This window comes from Clostridium sp. DMHC 10 (assembly GCF_001270375.1).
Lineage (GTDB): Bacteria > Bacillota > Clostridia > Clostridiales > Clostridiaceae > Clostridium_S > Clostridium_S guangxiense.
Genome location: NZ_LGVB01000015.1, coordinates 669,495 through 688,730, shown reverse-complemented (window position 1 = coordinate 688,730; position 19,236 = coordinate 669,495). Strand labels below are relative to the sequence as shown.

Here is a 19,236-nt window from a genome sequence, read left to right as displayed (position 1 = left end):
TAGTAAAATTTAAATAATTATTTTATATTTGTATATAAGAAAAGCAGTTTAATTATTAACTTATATATTCTGAAAGACTCATCCATGCTAAGTCTCTTCACAAATATATAAGTTAAATTTTATACTCGTTTTTTCTTTAATACAATTATAACATTTATGAAAAGAGGGCTATTATGGACAAAAAAATGAAATACGGAAATTTAGAAATAGATATTCCGGTACATGAAAAAAACGTAATTCAAGTAATAAAAAGCAATAAATTTGAAGTTACAAAATCAGAAGATCAAATTATACAGGATGCAATAGAACACCCAACAGATAGTGCTAGATTAAAAGAATTAGTACATTCTGGGGAAACTGTTTGTATAGTCATACCAGATGTAACAAGAGCATGGCAAAGAACAGATAAGTATCTTTCTCACCTTGTAGACGAAATAAATGCTGGTGGAGTGCAAGACAAGGATATAACTTTTTTATCCGCTACAGGAACTCATAGAAGACAAACAGCTGAAGAACATGAAAAACTTTTAGGAAAAGAGCTTTCTAAAAGATTTAAGGTAATTGATCATGACTGCCTTGACAAAGATAGCTTAGTTTATTTAGGCAAAACCAACTATGGCACACCAGTTTCAATAAATAAAATAGCATTAAATTGTGATCATATCGTTATAACTGGGGGAATAATATATCACTTTCTAGTTGGCTGGAGTGGCGGTAAGAAAACTATACTTCCAGGGATAGCTTCTTATGAAACAATAATGGCAAATCACGCTTTGTCCTTAAGCAAGGATTTTGGAGGCGGAACTTACCCAACTGTTCGTTCTGGAAACATAGAAAATAATCCTGTACATATAGACATGCTTGAGGCTGCAAGCTTTGTAAAACCTGATTTTATGTTTAACGTAGTAGTAGATAAGGATGGTAATATTGTTGGTGCAGTATCCGGGAATTACATATCTGCACATGCTAAAGGACGTCAGATGGTAGATGATAAGGACGGTGTTAACATATCTAAAAAAGCCGATATTACCATTGCCACCGCTGGAGGATATCCAAAAGACATTAATTTATATCAATCTATAAAAACCATGATAAATGCTAGAACAGCAACCAAAGATAATGGTACAGTCATAATTTTATCTGAATGTAGTGAAGGTCTTGGCGGCGACGAAGAAATGCAATCTATGCTTTTGAACTTTGATACCTCAGAGGAAAGGGAAAAGGATCTTAGAAATAAATACAGCATTTCAAAATACGTTGGCTACTATTTCTGCGAAAGTGCAGATAAGTTCAATGTCATTTTAGTATCTTCTTTAAATCCGGATTTACTTAAAAGGACAAACATAACCGTTGTTAAAACCATAGAGGAAGCTTTAGAGCTAGCTTATAAAACAAACAGCAAAGATGCCACAATCACCCTTATGCCACAGGCTGCTAACACTCTCCCTAAGATTACGGGAAGTAACAATGCTTTCTAACATTAAAAAACTCTATAAATCTAAGGTGGAAAAATCGTAAAATTCTAAGATATTTCAATAACTCGCTAAATGCTTGGTTACAATATCCTTAGAATATTCTTTGTATATACAAAAGTATTGTAATAATAACGATATGGTATTAAAATATATAATAAACATGCTCGCATGATTAAATGTAGGGCATGCTTGTTTAAAAATAAATAAACTATGATTAGCCTATTTAGTTTATGATGGGAGATTTTTTTATGGAATATAGAAAGAACTTTGATGTAAGAAATGAACGTAATCTAACTATGCTTGTTGATTTTTACGAACTAACTATGGGAAATGGATACTTAGATAAAAAACTTGGAAACAAAACAACTTATTTCGACATGTTTTTTAGACAAATCCCAGATAACGGTGGATACTGCATAATGGCAGGCGTTCAACAGCTAGTAGAGTATCTGTCAGCTTTAAAATTCACTGATGATGATATAGAATATTTAAGAAGCAAGGGTGATTTTTCAGAGGAATTTTTAACTTATTTATCAGATTTCAAATTTTCCTGTGATGTATGGGCAGTTCCAGAAGGCTATCCTGTTTTTCCAGGTGAACCTATTGTAACTGTAAAAGGTCCTGCAATTCAGGCACAACTTGTTGAAACCATGGTACTGTTAACTATTAATCATCAAACTTTAATTGCAACAAAAGCAAACAGAATATGCCGTGCTGCTAAAGGACGACCTGTTATGGAATTTGGTTCTAGAAGAGCACAAGGTTATGATGCTGCAATATATGGTGCAAGATCTGCTGTAATAGGTGGCTGCAGCTCAACCGCATGTACAATTTCTGAGCAGATGTTTGGTATAAATGCTGTAGGAACAATGGCACACAGCTGGATACAGTTATTTGATACTGAATACGAAGCTTTTAAAGCTTGGGCTGAAGTTTACCCAAATAATTGTCTACTTTTAATTGACACTTATAATGTGCTTAAGTCTGGACTTCCAAATGCTATAAAGGTTTTTGATGAAATATTAAAACCACAGGGAATAAGACCTGCTGGAATAAGAATAGATAGTGGAGATATAACTTATTTGACAAAGTTATGTAGAAAAGCACTTGATGATGCTGGTTATGAAGATGCTAAGATTGTAATTTCAAATTCCCTTGATGAGCACATAATTGAAGACGTTCTTACACAAGGTGCCTGCATTGACAGCTTTGGTGTTGGTGAAAGACTTATAACAGCAAAATCAGAACCAGTTTTTGGTGGTGTATATAAGCTCGTTGCTGTTGAAAGCAATGGTAAAATAATTCCCAAAATTAAAATAAGTGAAAATGAAGCTAAAATAACAACTCCCGGCTTTAAAAAGATATACAGAATTTTTGACAAAAAAACAGATAAAGCTGTAGGTGACTTAATAGCTTTAGATGATGAAGTAATAGATGAAGGCAAGCCTCTTGTAATATTTGATCCAGTTTATACCTGGAAAAAGAAGAAGCTTACAAACTATTATGTAAAAGATTTAAGAGTTCAATTATTTAAAGCTGGAGTTCAAAAATATGAAAATCCTGATGTACTTGAAATAAGGGATATAGCAGAGAAAGAAACAGAAAAGCTTTGGCCTGAAGTTTTGCGTCTTGAAAATCCTCATACTTATTATGTTGATTTATCTTCAAAGCTTTGGAACTTAAAGCACAATTTACTTCAAGGTTACTCTGATACCTTTAATGAGTAAAAAGGTTAAGAAATAATATTTCAGAACATTAAATAAAATTAATAAATCTAGAGGGTACATTTTAAAAGTTCTAATTCTTTTCAAAACGTACCCCTAAGATTTATAGAATTTTATTTAAACTGTTCTTTCAATACTATTCCTTAACCTACCCAATAATCAAGGAAAATTTTTCTCCGTTTTACTAAGAAAAATAAACCCCAAACTTTTATAAGTTCAAAAACTTTTCAACTATATTTTTCATTTCATCTTTCTTACAAGTGTTTTTGTGGAGAATTTCTCTTTCTTCTATGCCACGTATTCCTGCTGGTATATCTGAATTCATTAAAGCACTCATTTTTTTTCATAAGTTCAAAACTATTGCAGTTTAAATATTTATCATCTACCGCTTCCATTACTGCATTTGTAAATTTATATGGGCTTGCTGTTGAAGCTATTACAGTTTTTGTACTGTCATTCTTCTCATCTTTATATTTTTCATACACACTGTATGCCACTGCTGTATGAGTATCAATTAAATAATCATTCTCATTATACATTTTTGATATTGCCCTTTTAGTCTCTTCTTCTGTAGCATATCCTCCATAAAAATCCTGAAGCTTATCACTCATCTCACTTGTTATTTGATATTTTCCATTTACCGAAAGTTCACTCATAAGTTGAGATACCTTCTTAGGAGTTCTACCGCTAACAAGATATATAAGTCTCTCGAGATTGCTTGATATAAGTATATCCATAGATGGTGATATTGTAGTTACAAATTCTCTATCCCTATCATAAACTCCTGTTTTAAAGAAATCAAAGAGGACTTTATTATCATTTGAAGCACATATAAGCTTATTTACAGGAAGTCCCATGTTCTTTGCAAAATACGCAGCAAGTATATTTCCGAAATTTCCTGTTGGAACAACAAAATTTACTTTTTCACCACACTCTATCTCTTTCTTTTTGCATAAGCTTCCATAAGCATAAAAATAGTAAACAATTTGAGGAACAAGTCTGCCTATATTTATTGAATTAGCTGATGAAAACCTATAACCATTTTCCTTAAGTTTGTCTCCAAATTCCTTGTCAGTAAAAATTTTCTTAACGCCACTTTGAGCGTCATCAAAATTCCCCTCAATACCTACAACATGAGTGTTTGAACCTTTTTGAGTTACCATTTGCAGTCTTTGAACTTCACTTACACCATCTTCTGGAAAAAACACTATAATTTCAGTATCCTCTACGTCTGCGAATCCTTCAAGTGCTGCTTTTCCAGTATCTCCAGAAGTAGCTGTCAAAATAACTATTTTATCTTTAATATTGTGCTTCCTCGCTGAAGTTTTTAATAAATGTGGAAGTATTGAAAGTGCCATATCCTTGAAAGCAAGCGTAGGACCATGATACAATTCAAGAAAATAAGCATCATCAGTCTTCTTTATAGGTGCTATTTCTTCTGTATCAAATTTAGCATCATATGCTTTTTCTATGCAGTTTTTAAGTTCTTCTTCAGCAAAATCTGTCAAAAAGCTGCTCATTACAGTATATGCTGTTTCTTTATAGTCTAGTTTTGAAATTTCTTCAATAGTGCATTTAAGCTTAGGGATTTCATTTGGTATAAAAAGTCCACCGTCTTCTGAAATTCCCTTTAAAATTGCTTCTGAAGCAGAGACTTTAGTTTCACTTCCTCTTGTACTACTATAATAAATATCTTCCATATTAAAATTCCTCCAAATCTATTGTATGTTTTCTATTCTTATTATGTTATCCACACATTTTACATGAGCCGAAGCATTTATCTTCTCTATAGCTCTATTTATATTCCCTTCAAATGTAGTATGAGTAAAATACACTACAGATGTAAACTCTTCACGTTTACCTTTTTGCATCACTGAAAGTATGCTTACATCTTCTTCTCCAAAGATTGTTGAAATTTCACCAAGAACTCCCGGTAAATCCATGACCGAAATCCTTATATAGTATTCACTTTTAGTGTTTGCCATCGGACTAGGCTTTATATTCCAGTAATTGTTTTTAACCGCACTTATAGCCTCTACATCTGTATTTCCTCTTAATATTGATATTATATCAGATACTACTGCGCTTCCTGTTGGAAGGTCTCCTGCGCCCCTTCCATAGAGCATCATATCTCCAACTGCATTTCCTCTTATAAATATAGCATTAAATGAATCATTTACACTTGCAAGTGGATGCCTTTCTGGAAGCATTGCTGGATGAACTCTCATTTCAAGCTTACCAGAAACTTCTTTTACTATAGCTATAAGTTTGATAACATACCCAAAATCCTTCGCATATTTTATATCTATTGGTTTTATGTTTGTTATTCCCTCTCTATATATATCCTTTATATTAATTCTTGTTCCAAAGGACAAGGAAGTTAGTATAGCAAGCTTATACATCGCATCATATCCTTCAACATCAGAGGTTGGATCAGCTTCAGCGAAACCTTTCTCCTGCGCTTCTCTTAAGGCATCTTCAAAAGTCATATTTTCAAATGTCATTTTTGTAAGTATGTAATTTGTAGTACCATTTATTATTCCTATTACCTGTTCTATTTTATTGGCAGTCAAACTTTCATTTATAGCATGTATTATCGGTATACCACCTGCAACACTAGCTTCATAATAAAACATTACCCCCTCATTTTCTGCCTTTGCAAATAGTTCATCACCTTCCGTTGCAAGAAGCATCTTATTTGCAGTAACCACATGTTTTTTATTTTTCATAGCTTCTAATATATATTCCTTCGCAGGCTCAACTCCACCCATAAGTTCTACTACTATTTCAATAGAATTATCTTTTAACACATCATCTGGATTATCTGTTAGAAGCTCCTTTGGAACATCGATTCCTCTATCTTTATTAACATCTCTTACTAAAATTTTTTCAATTTCAATATCATATCCAGATCTTTTTCGTATCTCCTCTTTATTTGTATTTAATATCTTCCATACACCTGTTCCTACATTACCTAAACCCAAAATACCTATTTTAACTTTATTCACGTCAACCAAGCCTCCTAAATATACATGTAATAAATGTTTATTTATAACTTATTATATATTAACATGTTTAGTGTCAAAATACAATTGTTTGCCCAACATCTACAATTTTTATTGAGCCATCATTGATAGTATTAAGTCTTTTTAACGTTTCATTATCATCATCTTGAGCTAAAATATATGTTTTATAGTGTATTGGAATCATTTGCTTTGCTCTCATCATTTTAAACATTTTTTAAAGGCCTGCTCAGGTGAACAATGCATCTTTAAAAACTCATCTGGTTTATAACATCCTACTGGCATAATTGCTGCATCCACTTTTATATCCTTATATACTGTTGTATAAGCAGTATCTCCTGCAAATAAGACACTTTTTTTATTTCCTTTAATAAGGTATGAATTACTGTCCTTGTATCCAAAAAAATAATATCTTTTTCCATTATGATTAGCTTTTATAGCATCAACCTCTATATTTCTATCCTTATAAGCTTCATTTTCACTAAGCACATTTACTTTTTTAAATCCTATAATTTTTAGTGTCTTTTTAACTCCTCTTGAAGTTATAACAGTAGCATTCTTATCAAGTCCTGCAAGAACACTATAATCAAGATGATCCATATGTCCATGGGTTATGAGAATGTAATCTATTTTTAGATTTTTTAAATTCACAGATGGTTTTACAAGTCTTTTCATGTAACCTAAATGTTTCGTAACAGGGTCTGTCAATATAATTTTGCCTTCCATGTTTATTATGGTAGTTGCATGCCCAACCCATTGAATTGAATTTGTAACTATTTTTTCAGATTTAGGCCTTACTGGCTTTTTCAAATAAGCTTTAAGATTCCTTTTATTAAGTTCAAATATATCTCTAGTTTTCATAATAACTTTAGATTTACCCATATAACCACTTTCCCTTGATTTTTAATAAAGATAAACTGCCTAAAATTCAAACTTCATTGTACATTGAATTTTTAAGCAGTTTATTTGAAAGCTGTATTTAATAAATTTATATATTAATAGAATTTTTTCTCATCGAAAGCAACTTTACTTACTATGTCTGGAAACCATATTGCTATTTCTCTTTCTGCATTCTTAAAATTATCCGAAGCATGTACTAGATTTTTTGTTCTATCATCGGCATATTTTCCTCTTATACTTCCCAATTCAGCTAGATTAGGGTCCTTATTCCCATTAATTTTTCTAACTATGTTTATTGCTTCTTCTCCTTCTATAATCATTGCACATAATTTTCCGCTTGTAATATAGTTTATCAATTCCTCAAAATAAGATTTACCCTTATGCTCCTCATAATGCTTTTCTGCTGTTTTTCTACTGCATTGAACAAGTTTTAACTCAACTATATTGAGATCCTTTTGTTCATAAAAACTTATTATTTCTCCCATTATTTTTCTCTTTATTCCATCTGGTTTTATTAAAACTAATGTTCTCTCAATCATAAAAAACACCCTTTCAAATATTTTTCCAGGCATACAACTATAAAATTTAAATGAAAATTCACACTATTTTTTAGTTATTCTATCCACATATTTAATATATATTCCTAATTATTAAAAATTGGCACCAATGTATTTTTTATAATGTTCAATTATATCATTTTCATCATCTTTCATTGAAACATACTCGTATAAACCTGCTGAAGTGTTTTTACTTGATTCTAACCTTTTAAAGGGACATAAATTATGATTACCCTTTTCTTTAAAAAAAACACATTCCCTAAAACATTCCACCTTTTCCTCAGTTGTGGTTAAAAATGGACAATCATCCATAGCACATACCCCCTATTGCTAATCCAAAAATAGAAATTAATTTTATTTATTACATTATACAGCCATACAAATCAAAATTAAAGTATTTTCTTAATTTTTAGAAAACTATTTAATAGTAAAAATTAAAGAGGGCATAAACCCTCTTTAATTTGATGAATATTTCCATTCAATTTTATCACCTTGCTTAAGTTTATAACCACCGCAGCCAACTTGTGGTGAATTTCTATTTACAAAATATATCCACCCACTATTTTTTCCATGCTCTCTTTCCCTTATTCCAGATATCGATGAAATATATAAAGCATATCCTGAACCTGTGCTTTCAACTGGTATTCCCTTTGACCTCAATGCATCTAACGTAACTTCTCCAACAGTTTTTCCATTTACATCAACATATGTCGAAAGAATTGTCTTGTTATTCAAAGCATCTACTACAGTGAGATTAGGCTCTTCACTCGGCTTAGGTGAAATTGGTGACGATACACCAGTATTACTATTACTACTACTTACACTTTTATTACTAGTATTACTGCTCTTATTTACAGCACTTGACTTATTACTTACAGCAGTTTCTTTACTATTATCAGTACTTTGTTTTTCCTTTGTATCCTTTTCATCACTTGACGTTTTTGTTTCTATTTGTGAAACATCCTTAACCGGAGTACTTTTTACTTGTTTTTCCTTGGCTTTATTTACAGCTGTAATCTTTTTAGAAATATTATTAGGCTTGTTATCTTCCAAATTATTTCTTAACGCATTGCCACCTAAAATTAAAACTAAAGATAAAACTATTATTGAAATACTTAAAACTATCTTTTTCTTCAATATGATCCCTTTCTCCCCTTAGAAATATATCCTATAATTTTTTTAATTTGAATTAGTATATATGCCCTTTTCTGCAGTATACCTATTATACAAAAACCTATTGCCATAAGAGCTATTCCCATTATAAATAGCAACTTGAAATCAAAGAAATATCCTGTTTTAGGAAGTGTTCCTCTAAAATCTGTACTTCCTTTTAACACTTGATTTTCACTTACATTTTTAGAATTATTTACATTAGTATTAGTGTTGCTTGCCCCTGAACTAATTGCTACATTATACACTGGTAATTGAGCAGCATTTATGTTACTTTCATAATAATTATAGACACCTTTGCTTTTACTAAATTCATTAAGTGAAAAAAGAGCTCTAAATGCTTCCTCAGTTGAAAAGTCATTTCCTTCTTCATCTTGAAGATTGTGCTTATAATGTCCATCTGAAGTTTTATATGAAAGAAGAGCACTAACTAAATTCCCTTTTGGCTTTTGAAAATTAACTTCTCCACTTGAAATTTTAGTGGTACCATATGGATCAACATTTACCGATAAAAGGCCTATTATAGCAAAAGCATTTGTTTCACTTGAATCTCCATAAGTTCCAGGTATATACCCACTGTCGTTTTCAATGTCATTTAAATGTTTAATAGCTGAATCTACAGCCGAAATAACTTCCTTATCGCCAGAATTATAATAAGTAGATAAAGCAGAAATAGTAGCTCCTGTCATATCTGCATCTGCAGTTTTAGTTGAAGCATCATAAGACCAGCCTACAACATTTCCATTATCATCTTTTATAGCATTTTGAAGTATATAATTTTTAAGTGTATCTTTTTTTATTTTATAATTTTCATCGTTTATATTGGCAAAGTTATACGCCATTAGCCCATAAATAGCATCATTGACGAGAAAATCATCTATATTTCTATTATAAAGTTCAGATACTAAGTTTATTCCTGCAAAGTTATATGGTGTATATCCTGCTGCTGTTAATCCTATTATTAGCTTTTCAATTTGAGTATTATAATATTTTGATATTCCATTTTTATTTATGTTATTTAAGGCATCCGTTATAAATTGCTTATTTATGCTGCCCTGCATTCCAGTTTTATAAAAATCTAGTGCAGCCCACTCATCAGTGTAATTCTTTACTACATTTTCTGTAAGCTTCATTTCATTTTCGATATTAAAGTTGCTATTACTGTTATTATCACCATTGCCATTTTGTGTGTTGCCTTGCCCATTTCCGTTACTCGTGGTATCTTCTTTTGTAATATTAAATTCAAATCTATCTGCTGCAACTTTAGGTATTGAAGTATTACTATAATCGCTTAAGTCCAAATAGTAATTTCCTTCCTTAAGCCCACCACTTATATTTATTGTATTTTTATCTAAGGAAACTGGCACTTCATCTCCATTTTCGCTGATAACTTTTGCAGTTATATTTTCAATTGGAGTAGTAACAGTTTGGTTTGTATTCCAGTCTAAACTTTTATTGTTAATTGAAATAGTAACAGGTTTATTCGCTTGTTTTGTTGAAAACTCTATATCATTTGCAAGATAAGTAGTTCCCCAAAGTGAAAAGTACACCAAAAGCTCATCCATACTATCTAAATTTGTGTTATTAATAGAATTATTAGGACTAACGTAAGTTCCATCTGATTTTTTAATTGCATACATCCACCCTGAACCTTTTTGAACATCATTGGTTTTTAAATCGCCTATGCTATCTATAAATTTTCCATACTGTCCATCAGGAACGCTATATTTTATTCCTTTACTATCTAAAACATCTTTCATAGCTTCTAATGCATTATGTTGCTCAGTTACACCACTTGCAATTTGACCCTGAGTACCATCAACAACAACCTTTATTGTTGTTACATCAGCCTTTGCAATTAAAGGTGAAGCACTTAGCGCATATGCAAAGATAATAATAAAACTTAGTAAGCAGCAAATACACTTACCCATAATTTTTTTTAATTTCATGTCTTTTCCCCCTCTTTTATATATGTTACTTTCATTTTCTTCTTAAATCTAAGAAGTATTTTATAAAATTTATCATAAAACACAATACAAAATACAAAATTACCTACTGCATGCATTACATCAAAGGTAATTCCAGATGCGTAAGCCAAAAATACAGTTTTTATATTTATAGGCCTTATGAAACCTAGGACATGCCATAAATCCATTATCCAATCAAACATAAATCCATATAAAAAACATATCACAGAAAATAGTTCAACAGATAATTTTTTATCCTTTTTACCAATAATACCAGATAGATATCCCACAATCCCCCATGAAAACATCTGCCATGGTGTCCATGGTCCTTGGCCTAAAAATATATTAGATATGAAGCTGTAGTACTTCCAATGAGGAACCCCTCAAAAGAGCCAAAAACAATTCCTGAAAGTGCCACAATAAAAGTTACAGGCTGAACATTTGGTATAGCTGCCAATACAACCCTAGAAGCAGCTGCAAAGGCAGAAATCCCTCCAATAAGCGCTATTTCCTTTGTGCCCATATAACTTTTTTTCAAAATAAAAATATGAAATAATGACAATACAAAAAACTATCAAAGTAATTATTAAAGGAAAATAATTTTCTCCTCCATACTTAAATGCTATTGCCATAAGAAAAAGAACAAACATCATCATCAAAAAAGAAAGCAATCTTTTCATTATAATGCATCTCCTTTTATGTCCTCAATGACAAAAACATTTGGCTCCACATCCCTAAACAGCTTATTTATGTTTGTTGTATAGTATATTCCATCTTTAAGTACATCATATTTACTACCGCTGCTGATTACCTTTCCATCAAACATTAAAATAAAATTACTACAAAACCTAGCTGCAAAATCCAAATCATGCGTAATCATAATTATAGTAGATCCATTGTTATTTAAAGTTTTAAGGATGCTGCCCAGCTTATACTTTCCTTCTTCATCAAGTCCCCTTGTAGGTTCATCCAATATTAAAATTTCTGGTTTAAGTACAAGCACTGAGGCAATAGCTGCCCTTTGTTTTTCTCCTCCGCTTAAATCTCTAGGATTTTTTGATTTAAGCTTATATATATCAAGTTCTTTTAAAGTATGGTCTATTAAGTTGTCATCATTTATTCTATAATTGTTTAATGTAAATTTTAACTCATCATAAACCGTATCCTTTGATAAATAATCATTTGGGTTTTGTGATACATAACCAATTTTAATTCCTATATCTTTAAATTTTAATTTTTTTACTTCATGTCCTAATATTTTTATGTTCCCATTATAATTTACAAAACCCATAATCGCCTTAACCAACGTACTTTTTCCTGCACCATTAGAACCTATAATTGCATTAAAGCTTCCACTTTTTATATTTAAGTCAATATTGTTATTTGCCGCAATATCTCCATATTTGCAGGTCACTTTTCTCATCTCAATAGCACAGTCTTCTCGCACTGAATTGATTTTTTGCTCATCTAAATTAGTTATGGAAACTTCAGATTTACTTAAACTCTTTCTAAGGCTTTTAAAACTTTGTGGCATTTTTTTTCTTCCTAAAATTTTAGAAGCCTTTAAATATGATGGCAAAAAACTTTTCACCTCATTTAAATTATCACTGTACATTTTCACTTTATCTCCATAAAAAACTATTCTTCCATCCTTCATAACAGCTATTTTATCTGCAGCATCAAAACATCTATCTATTCTTTGCTCTATTAAAACAACTGTAATGCCAAGTTCACTGTTAATTTTTTTTATGAGATTTACAATTTCATCTGAAGCTTCTGGATCCAGCTGCGAGGTTGGCTCATCAAATACAATAATCTTAGGCATATATGCTAAAGCCGATGCTACTGCTACCTTTTGTTTTTCTCCTCCAGAAAGTGTATTTATAAGCCTATCTCTTAAATGTAATATATTACAAAACTGCATGGTTTCAATTACTCTTCTTTTTATAACTTTGCTTTCTACCCCAACATTTTCAGGTCCAAAAGCTATTTCTCTAAATACTCTATCCATTAAAATTTGTTTTTCAGGATCTTGAAATACCATTGTTACATAAGAGGCCCTTTCCCTTTCAGAAAGTTCGTTTAATCTCTTTCCGTTTATTATTATATTTCCTCCTATTGTCCCTCCATAAAAATTTGGAACTGCACCTGTGAAACATCTCCCAAGAGTTGACTTTCCAGACCCTGATTTTCCACAAAGAAGAAGTATTTCCCCATTATCAATTTCAAGATTTATGTCACAAATGCTTTTATTTTTTTCGTCAGGATAGGAATAATTTAAATTTTCCACTTTTATGTAAGACATATCTTTTCTCAACTCTCCACTCTGCTTAATTTCAATTTTTTGCCTGCTAAGATTAAGCTTAATAAGGTCATAACTGCAAATACATAGACAGATGAATTTAAAAATGAACTTTTATTTATACCTTGAGAATATATATCAAATTTATCTAGCTTTAACAAGTGTACTACAATAAAACATGTTAAATAACTTGAATATATAATCATTAATATATAATCCTTTTTATGAAACTTTTGCTTTTCATACATAGTTCTTCTTCCACTTAAAAATCCTCTTACATATGAAGTTTCAGCTATATTAAAAAAAGTCTCTAAGGAGTCCTCCAAAAGCACTGATAGTATTTCCATATTGCTTTTTACTTTGTCTTTTAAATTTCCACTTTCAAATTCAACGCCTCTAACTTTATATATCATTTTTATGCTTTTTAATCTTTCTTTCATTGCAGGAAAAAACTTAATACCAATCATCATAGCTAAAGTCGTTTTAGGCATTTTACTTAAAAAGTATGACACTGCTGCATCTGAATCTATAAGAATGCCTAAGAATATAAATATGTATATTACTACTAAAAGCTTAAAGGTAAGTGTAAAAGCATAAATAACTGATTCTAGAGTAAAATATCTTCCAAAAATGCTTAAAAATACAAAACTTCCTTTAGATACAAAAAGCATATTTATTATTATATTTATGGCCGCTAGTGGTACGAAATATATAAATCCATTTTTTAATTTTAAAATTTCATGATTTCTAATAAAACCTATTATTATAAAAACAAATATACAAAATATTATAAGTGGATTATCTTCTAAAAAAGTTATTATAAGCAGTACCAAACACAAATTAACAGGACTAATAACATGAATTTTCTCCAAATTTACCACCTTTAATTATTAAAAATATATTAACAAAAAAAACAAAAGAACCCTAAGGTTCATAATACAACAAAAGCTGCTCACAGCTATTTCTCATAAAAACCTTAACCTTCCCTCCGAAGGTGGAATTGCCATAATGGGAAAAACAACTCAACTATTAACTTATATATATCGCTGATAATTCAATATTTTCACGATGTATAAATTAAGCTTCTCATTGTTTTCCTTTATAGATAAACAATTTCAACCGCTAAAGTCAATTTATGCCAAAATGCTAAAAAGGTAGCATTTTGGTACAAATTAATTTTCAAGTTTCAAGTAGTTTATCTTTAATATAAGATATCCTGGCTTTCACTTCATCCTCATGATTTACCTTCCCCAAATTAAGATAATTACTATAGAAATCACCTTAAAAATGAGTGGCGTTAAAGATATACTCATTGAAACCAGCTCAAGTAAAATCTATATATGTACATAATTCCTTAAAAATTAGGATTTTAGAACATAAATAGATTAGTTTTACGGTGGTTCCACCATATACCTACAAATCATTCGTCTATGATTACAGTAGCGGGGGCTGCTGTGGCATATACCACATTCCCTTATATTAAAGCTAATATTAAATATTAAGTTTATGTTACCATATATATTTTTTTTTTCAAATATGTATATAGTGAGTTTACTTAAACATTTAAAACACCAAAATTGTTCAAGTACTACTCTTTAGTTCACAGCTAATATAAATTTATGCTTTAAAAATTTTATTTTTATTTTATAATTTTACTATAAAGTATTATATGGAGATGATATTATGAAAAATAAAATACTAAACATAATTTTAACTTTACTCATTTGTATCATAATTGCACCAGCCATTCTTTATGCTCTTTTAAGTACATCATCTTTTGAACATATAGTATACTTAGTCCCCAAAAAAATATTGTTACAATGTATATATTTGTAAGTTTGTTAGGGCTAATTATATATAAAATATTAACATATATAAAAAATTCAATACTATATAGAATAAGTAAAAGCCCAGTTATACGCTCTGAAATTATTTCTATCGAAAAAAGTTTCAGAAAAATCACTTTCACTTGGATTTGTAGAAATAGGTTATGATTCTGAAGATGTTTATGTAGTTAAATTTAAGCATAAAAATCAGCTAATCAACATAACCATCCCAAAAGATGATGTAGAAAAAGATTTGCCTAAAAATGAAAATCCATATATAGAGTATCAATATATAAAGTGTATAAGATTGTTCAATAAATTTAAAAATATAAAGGTTCACACCAATAAAAATAGAGTATAATTTTCTAGTTTAAGGATAAACTTATAGTAAAGTAAACAAAATCATATTTTATTCACTTTACTATAAGGAGCGATTTTCATGAATGTTACAACTATATCTTTATCATATTGGTTCTTAGGAATAGCTTTAATTGGAATTTTATTTTCAATATATTTTAAATCGTTAGTTACAAAAACTTCTCCCGGAAATAAATCCAGAGATAAAATTTTAGGTACTATGAAGGATCCTATGTCTTGGCGTCAAAAAAATAATATGTTATCATACATATCCATATTTTGGACCGTTGTTTCTTTAATACTATTTATATATTTAAAGTTTTTATCTACTGCTGGTTTGCTTCCAGCTTATTATGTATTCGCATATGTCGCTTTAATTGCGATCTCATTGCTTTTCGTAAATGTAAAAAACAAAAGTGCGGAATAATTCTAAGCTTTGTTTTAAATAAGTATTGGCTTTACACTTATTTAAAACAAAGCTTTTTATCACTCTTAGCTATATTTAAAAAATGTTGATATTATATTACGAGATTTATGCACTTTTAGAATTATTGTTTCAAAAGCTATAATTTTATTATATTTTTGAAACAATGTTTTTTACTACTTCCATTATGATATACTTTTTATATAATTTTAAATACTTAAATAAATGGAGCGATGACATTGAAACACAAATTTTTATCTACCTTAATAAGTTTTACATTATTATTTTCTATATCTTCAACTGCATTTGCTGCTGCACCCACCTCTTCGGAGCCAAACATAGTTGGAAAAACTGCTATCTCAATTGATGCAGATACTGGCGAGGTAATTTATTCTAAAAATTCAGATAATAAAATTTATCCAGCAAGTACTACCAAACTATTAACTGCTCTTTTACTCGCTAAAAATAAAAAGCCTACTGATATATTAACTTATTCAAATAGTGCAAAAGAGCAGCCAGAATTTTCACTCAACAAAAATATTCATCCTTTAAATGTAGGAGAAAAAATTTCTGCCGATAGCGTTATGCAGGGACTTTTAATTTACTCTGGAAATGATATGGCATATGTTATTGCGTCAAACTTATTAGGAAAAACAAATGATTCCACTGATGAAACAAAAAACAACTTTTCATCCATTATGAACAAAGAAGTACAAGCTCTTGGATTAAAAAATACACATTTTGTTACTCCAAATGGCCTTCATGATGATAATCATTACAGCACTGCTTATGATATGAGTAGACTTGCTAAAGTAGCCTTTGAAAATAAGTGGATATATGACACTATTTCAAAACAAAAATCAACTGTATTTACTGAAGACAAAGTAAAATTTCCAATAACAAACACAAATAAAATAATAGACCCTAAACAGCCAGTTTATGATAAAACTTGTATAGGCGGTAAGACAGGTTCAACTTCAAATGCTGGCAAATGTCTTATAGCATTATATAATAGGAACGGCAAAAGAATAATAGGTGTAGTAATGAAATCCGTGTATGATAGTCAAGATCTTCAAGTATTTAAAGACATGGAGAATTTAATAAATTACAGCTATGAGAGTTTACCTACAACACTTTATAATAAAAATACCCCTTATAGTTCAATAAAGGTATCTTACAAACTTTTTAAATTTTTCGGACCTGAAAAAACAGCTAATATTAACTTAACTTTAAATAAAAACATAATTTATTATAAAAACCAGCTAAACGACAGCGAAAAGTCACTTAAGCAAAGCGTTTCCAGCATAGATCCTTGGAAGCTAAATTCGAATAGCGCAGTTGGATCAGTAACTCTTAGTGAAAGAGGAATCACCAAAACTTATAAATTATATTCATCCATTTCTACAAAGGATTTATTAGCTGCTAACAAGCTTTTATATGGATTTAGCTTACTTTGCATAATCGCAGTAATTGGAATTTTAATTACTATAATTTACAAAATAGCTAAAAGATCAAGAAGCAAAAAATCATACTTTTAATCTTTAAAACAACGCGTTAAAATTAAAGCTGCTCCAAATATTTAGGTTGACTAAAATATTTGGAGCAGCTTTTAACTTTTATATAGAATAAACATATAATTCTATATATTTTACTTGTTCTTAATCCATTTATCTATAAAGTAATAGCATTTTTCTCTAATATCCTGTGGGAACGAACTTTCGCTGTTAAACACTATGCTGCTGTATTTATTAGGTACCCTCATATCTAAATATCTTTCTCTAACTTTGCTATTTATTTTTTCAAAAGATAATTCAAAGTCATTTTTACTATTTTGGGTAAAAATAAAAGGCCTTGGTGCAATACCTGAAAGTATGTCATATTCAGCAGCATACTCTTTTAACCCAGGAATAGAAATGCACATATCAAACCCTTTAATAAATTTCACATTATTATCATTATACAAGTTGGTAGTAAAATACATATTGTAATTACAGCACCCAACCTTTATCCTTTTGTCTAAAAACATAGTCAATATTGCAAATAATCCGCCTTCTTCAGATCCAATTATACCTATTTTTTCACTATTCACCTCCTCGAAACTTTGCAGAATATCAATTGCTCTTTTCATTTCAAACATTTCATTAGCCATTTCAGTACATCCGCTATACAAAAGCTCATTACATCTAAATATCCTATAGTTCTCGCTTACATTTGCTTTTCTACCTATAGAATTTTTTTTCATAAAATCATCATATAAATTAGATTTTTCAAAGCTTCTACTTTCATAAGGAAATCTATCAGGACATATAACAACATATCCATTTAGACAAAGTTCAAGCCCATAATTTAGTTCATCGTTTTTGCATATTCCAGCAGCAGTACTTTTTCCAAACTTATAATCCTCATCATTTTTATTTCCATGTATAGCTAAAATCCCCGGCACCTTATTTTTTATATTTTTAGGAATAAGCGCGTATGCCTCCACTCTTTCATTTACATTAACTTTATACCTAATTAATTTTATTGTGTACTTATCAAATTCTTCTTTTGAAAGCAGCTCAATTTCATTGTCCAATTTCACTTCATTATAACCTATAAGTTTCTTAAATTCTTCAGGAGTTAACTTCAAATTTTCACATTTTTCATACTCTGACACATGATTAAACTTCACAATTATCCCTCCCAAACGTAAACGTTATCGTCATAATAATTATAAAATTAATTTTCATATTTTGCAATAATTTAGGAAAATGAAAACTATTTTTATTTTATATATTTTTGTTCAACTCGGCATTTCTCACTCTATAAGCTTCCTCAACCATTTCATTTTTAAAGTCTCTCTCATCCATATCTAGATCTACATTATTTTTAATACTTTTTATGGATAACTCTGCAACTTTTTTTTTTATGAGCTTAACACCATATAATTTCAAAAGTTCTTCCTCAACATCACTTTGATTTTTTAAACTTTCTTTATTAATTATATGCTCTAGTCTTATTCCTCTATTCTTAAGTACATAAGCTATAATTACGCCTCTATTGCAGCAAATAGGCTCTTTCTCTATACCCATAACTACAATTTTAAAGCCTTTTCTAATTCCATTTTCTATCCTAAGTATTCCATTTATAAATTTTTCATTTGAACGTACTTTTTCAAAGTCATTGCCGTCAAACTCATAATTTCTTAAATCAAATTCCTTTCCCATAGGTATATAATAAATTCCAAGCTTGTTGAGAAAGTTTTTAATATTGTCCCCATTGTATACACCACTTATATCATTTCTCATAGCTCTTATATCTACCACACAATTAATTCCGTATTCTTTTAAAATCTCACTAAAATCTTTTAATTCTCTTTTATCATACCCTATTGTATAACATAAATTTATCATATAATCATCTTTCCTTAATCTTTTAATTATGGATAAACCACTACGAAACTTAAACTTAAAATTAATAAAAAGCTTTCTGTTAACATTTCATTATAATTGTAGTCAAATAAAAAAAGACT

At 29.8% G+C, this 19,236-nt stretch carries 17 protein-coding genes, 1 pseudogene and 1 riboswitch; of the genes and pseudogenes, 4 read left to right on the top strand and 14 right to left on the bottom strand.

The genetic code is table 11. The features are described from left to right. The first annotated feature begins 170 nt into the window (after positions 1–170). Entirely contained in the window at positions 171–1,478 is a 1,308-nt protein-coding gene (gene larA / locus AGR56_RS05180) for a nickel-dependent lactate racemase (protein ID WP_198150081.1), read from the top strand. A 245-nt stretch (positions 1,479–1,723) separates the two neighbouring features. Continuing rightward, complete coding sequence (locus AGR56_RS05175; RefSeq protein WP_053241387.1) at positions 1,724–3,202, top strand: nicotinate phosphoribosyltransferase; 1,479 nt, start codon at positions 1,724–1,726, stop codon at positions 3,200–3,202. Positions 3,203–3,407: 205 nt separating this feature from the next. Here the strand turns inward: AGR56_RS05175 and thrC are convergent. The 12 genes and pseudogenes from thrC to AGR56_RS05125 form a co-directional block, all read right to left on the bottom strand. Beyond that, positions 3,408–4,899: pseudogene (thrC, locus tag AGR56_RS05170) on the bottom strand (threonine synthase). 18 nt (positions 4,900–4,917) lie between these two features. Next, positions 4,918–6,207: a homoserine dehydrogenase gene (locus tag AGR56_RS05165; protein ID WP_053241386.1), complete on the bottom strand. Its 1,290-nt coding sequence runs from the start codon at positions 6,205–6,207 to the stop codon at positions 4,918–4,920. A 73-nt stretch (positions 6,208–6,280) separates the two neighbouring features. Further along, entirely contained in the window at positions 6,281–6,436 is a 156-nt protein-coding gene (locus tag AGR56_RS21400) for a hypothetical protein (protein WP_242851321.1), read from the bottom strand. Further along, on the bottom strand, positions 6,424–7,104 hold the full coding sequence (locus AGR56_RS05160; RefSeq protein WP_242851320.1) for an MBL fold metallo-hydrolase: 681 nt from the start codon (positions 7,102–7,104) through the stop codon (positions 6,424–6,426). The genes AGR56_RS21400 and AGR56_RS05160 overlap by 13 nt, the downstream gene beginning before the upstream one ends. Before the next feature lie 113 nt (positions 7,105–7,217). Further along, positions 7,218–7,658 carry a nucleoside-diphosphate kinase gene (gene ndk, locus AGR56_RS05155; protein ID WP_084757118.1) on the bottom strand — a complete coding sequence of 147 codons (441 nt, stop codon included), beginning with the start codon at positions 7,656–7,658 and terminating at the stop codon, positions 7,218–7,220. 114 nt (positions 7,659–7,772) lie between these two features. Then, positions 7,773–7,991 (bottom strand): hypothetical protein, encoded by a 219-nt coding sequence (locus AGR56_RS05150; RefSeq protein ID WP_053241384.1) that lies wholly within the window; start codon positions 7,989–7,991, stop codon positions 7,773–7,775. A 144-nt stretch (positions 7,992–8,135) separates the two neighbouring features. Then, a complete protein-coding gene (locus tag AGR56_RS05145; RefSeq protein WP_053241383.1) occupies positions 8,136–8,816 on the bottom strand; it encodes a DUF4430 domain-containing protein in 681 nt (226 codons plus the stop codon). Next, complete coding sequence (locus tag AGR56_RS05140; RefSeq protein WP_053241382.1) at positions 8,813–10,798, bottom strand: DUF4430 domain-containing protein; 1,986 nt, start codon at positions 10,796–10,798, stop codon at positions 8,813–8,815. Before AGR56_RS05140 ends, AGR56_RS05145 begins: the two co-directional genes overlap by 4 nt. Beyond that, complete coding sequence (locus AGR56_RS21395; RefSeq protein ID WP_242851319.1) at positions 10,795–11,124, bottom strand: hypothetical protein; 330 nt, start codon at positions 11,122–11,124, stop codon at positions 10,795–10,797. The genes AGR56_RS05140 and AGR56_RS21395 overlap by 4 nt, the downstream gene beginning before the upstream one ends. Before the next feature lie 26 nt (positions 11,125–11,150). After that, positions 11,151–11,339: a hypothetical protein gene (locus tag AGR56_RS21390; protein WP_242851318.1), complete on the bottom strand. Its 189-nt coding sequence runs from the start codon at positions 11,337–11,339 to the stop codon at positions 11,151–11,153. A gap of 156 nt (positions 11,340–11,495) precedes the next feature. Further along, positions 11,496–13,121, bottom strand: a complete 1,626-nt coding sequence (locus AGR56_RS05130) for an energy-coupling factor transporter ATPase (protein ID WP_053243281.1) — start codon at positions 13,119–13,121, stop codon at positions 11,496–11,498. Positions 13,122–13,129: 8 nt separating this feature from the next. Further along, complete coding sequence (locus tag AGR56_RS05125) at positions 13,130–13,990, bottom strand: energy-coupling factor transporter transmembrane component T (RefSeq protein WP_053241381.1); 861 nt, start codon at positions 13,988–13,990, stop codon at positions 13,130–13,132. Positions 13,991–14,327: 337 nt separating this feature from the next. After that, positions 14,328–14,594, bottom strand: a riboswitch (cobalamin riboswitch). Between the two features lie 789 nt (positions 14,595–15,383). Here AGR56_RS05125 and AGR56_RS05120 point away from each other — a divergent pair. Both AGR56_RS05120 and AGR56_RS05115 read left to right on the top strand, forming a co-directional pair. After that, the gene (locus tag AGR56_RS05120; RefSeq protein WP_053241380.1) at positions 15,384–15,728 is read left to right on the top strand and encodes a hypothetical protein; all 345 of its coding nucleotides are present in this window, start codon (positions 15,384–15,386) and stop codon (positions 15,726–15,728) included. A gap of 230 nt (positions 15,729–15,958) precedes the next feature. After that, positions 15,959–17,263, top strand: a complete 1,305-nt coding sequence (locus AGR56_RS05115; RefSeq protein WP_231016072.1) for a D-alanyl-D-alanine carboxypeptidase family protein — start codon at positions 15,959–15,961, stop codon at positions 17,261–17,263. 110 nt (positions 17,264–17,373) lie between these two features. On the opposite strand, the gene AGR56_RS05110 is transcribed toward AGR56_RS05115, so the two are convergent. Both AGR56_RS05110 and AGR56_RS05105 read right to left on the bottom strand, forming a co-directional pair. After that, positions 17,374–18,396, bottom strand: a complete 1,023-nt coding sequence (locus tag AGR56_RS05110; protein WP_053241378.1) for an acetylxylan esterase — start codon at positions 18,394–18,396, stop codon at positions 17,374–17,376. A 97-nt stretch (positions 18,397–18,493) separates the two neighbouring features. Continuing rightward, positions 18,494–19,117, bottom strand: coding sequence for a DUF488 domain-containing protein (locus tag AGR56_RS05105; RefSeq protein ID WP_053241377.1), 624 nt, complete (start codon positions 19,115–19,117; stop codon positions 18,494–18,496). Between the last annotated feature and the right edge of the window lie 119 nt (positions 19,118–19,236).

Coding starts and splice junctions, on each gene's coding strand:
- AGR56_RS05175 (WP_053241387.1), top strand. CDS start 1,724: ATGGAATATAGAAAGAACTTTGATGTAAGAAATGAACGTAATCTAACT.
- AGR56_RS21400 (WP_242851321.1), bottom strand. CDS start 6,436: ATGTTTAAAATGATGAGAGCAAAGCAAATGATTCCAATACACTATAAA.
- AGR56_RS05160 (WP_242851320.1), bottom strand. CDS start 7,104: ATGGGTAAATCTAAAGTTATTATGAAAACTAGAGATATATTTGAACTT.
- AGR56_RS05150 (WP_053241384.1), bottom strand. CDS start 7,991: ATGGATGATTGTCCATTTTTAACCACAACTGAGGAAAAGGTGGAATGT.
- AGR56_RS05140 (WP_053241382.1), bottom strand. CDS start 10,798: ATGAAATTAAAAAAAATTATGGGTAAGTGTATTTGCTGCTTACTAAGT.
- AGR56_RS21395 (WP_242851319.1), bottom strand. CDS start 11,124: ATGTTTTCATGGGGGATTGTGGGATATCTATCTGGTATTATTGGTAAA.
- AGR56_RS21390 (WP_242851318.1), bottom strand. CDS start 11,339: ATGGGCACAAAGGAAATAGCGCTTATTGGAGGGATTTCTGCCTTTGCA.
- AGR56_RS05130 (WP_053243281.1), bottom strand. CDS start 13,121: ATGTCTTACATAAAAGTGGAAAATTTAAATTATTCCTATCCTGACGAA.
- AGR56_RS05120 (WP_053241380.1), top strand. CDS start 15,384: ATGAATGTTACAACTATATCTTTATCATATTGGTTCTTAGGAATAGCT.
- AGR56_RS05115 (WP_231016072.1), top strand. CDS start 15,959: ATGACATTGAAACACAAATTTTTATCTACCTTAATAAGTTTTACATTA.
- AGR56_RS05105 (WP_053241377.1), bottom strand. CDS start 19,117: ATGATAAATTTATGTTATACAATAGGGTATGATAAAAGAGAATTAAAA.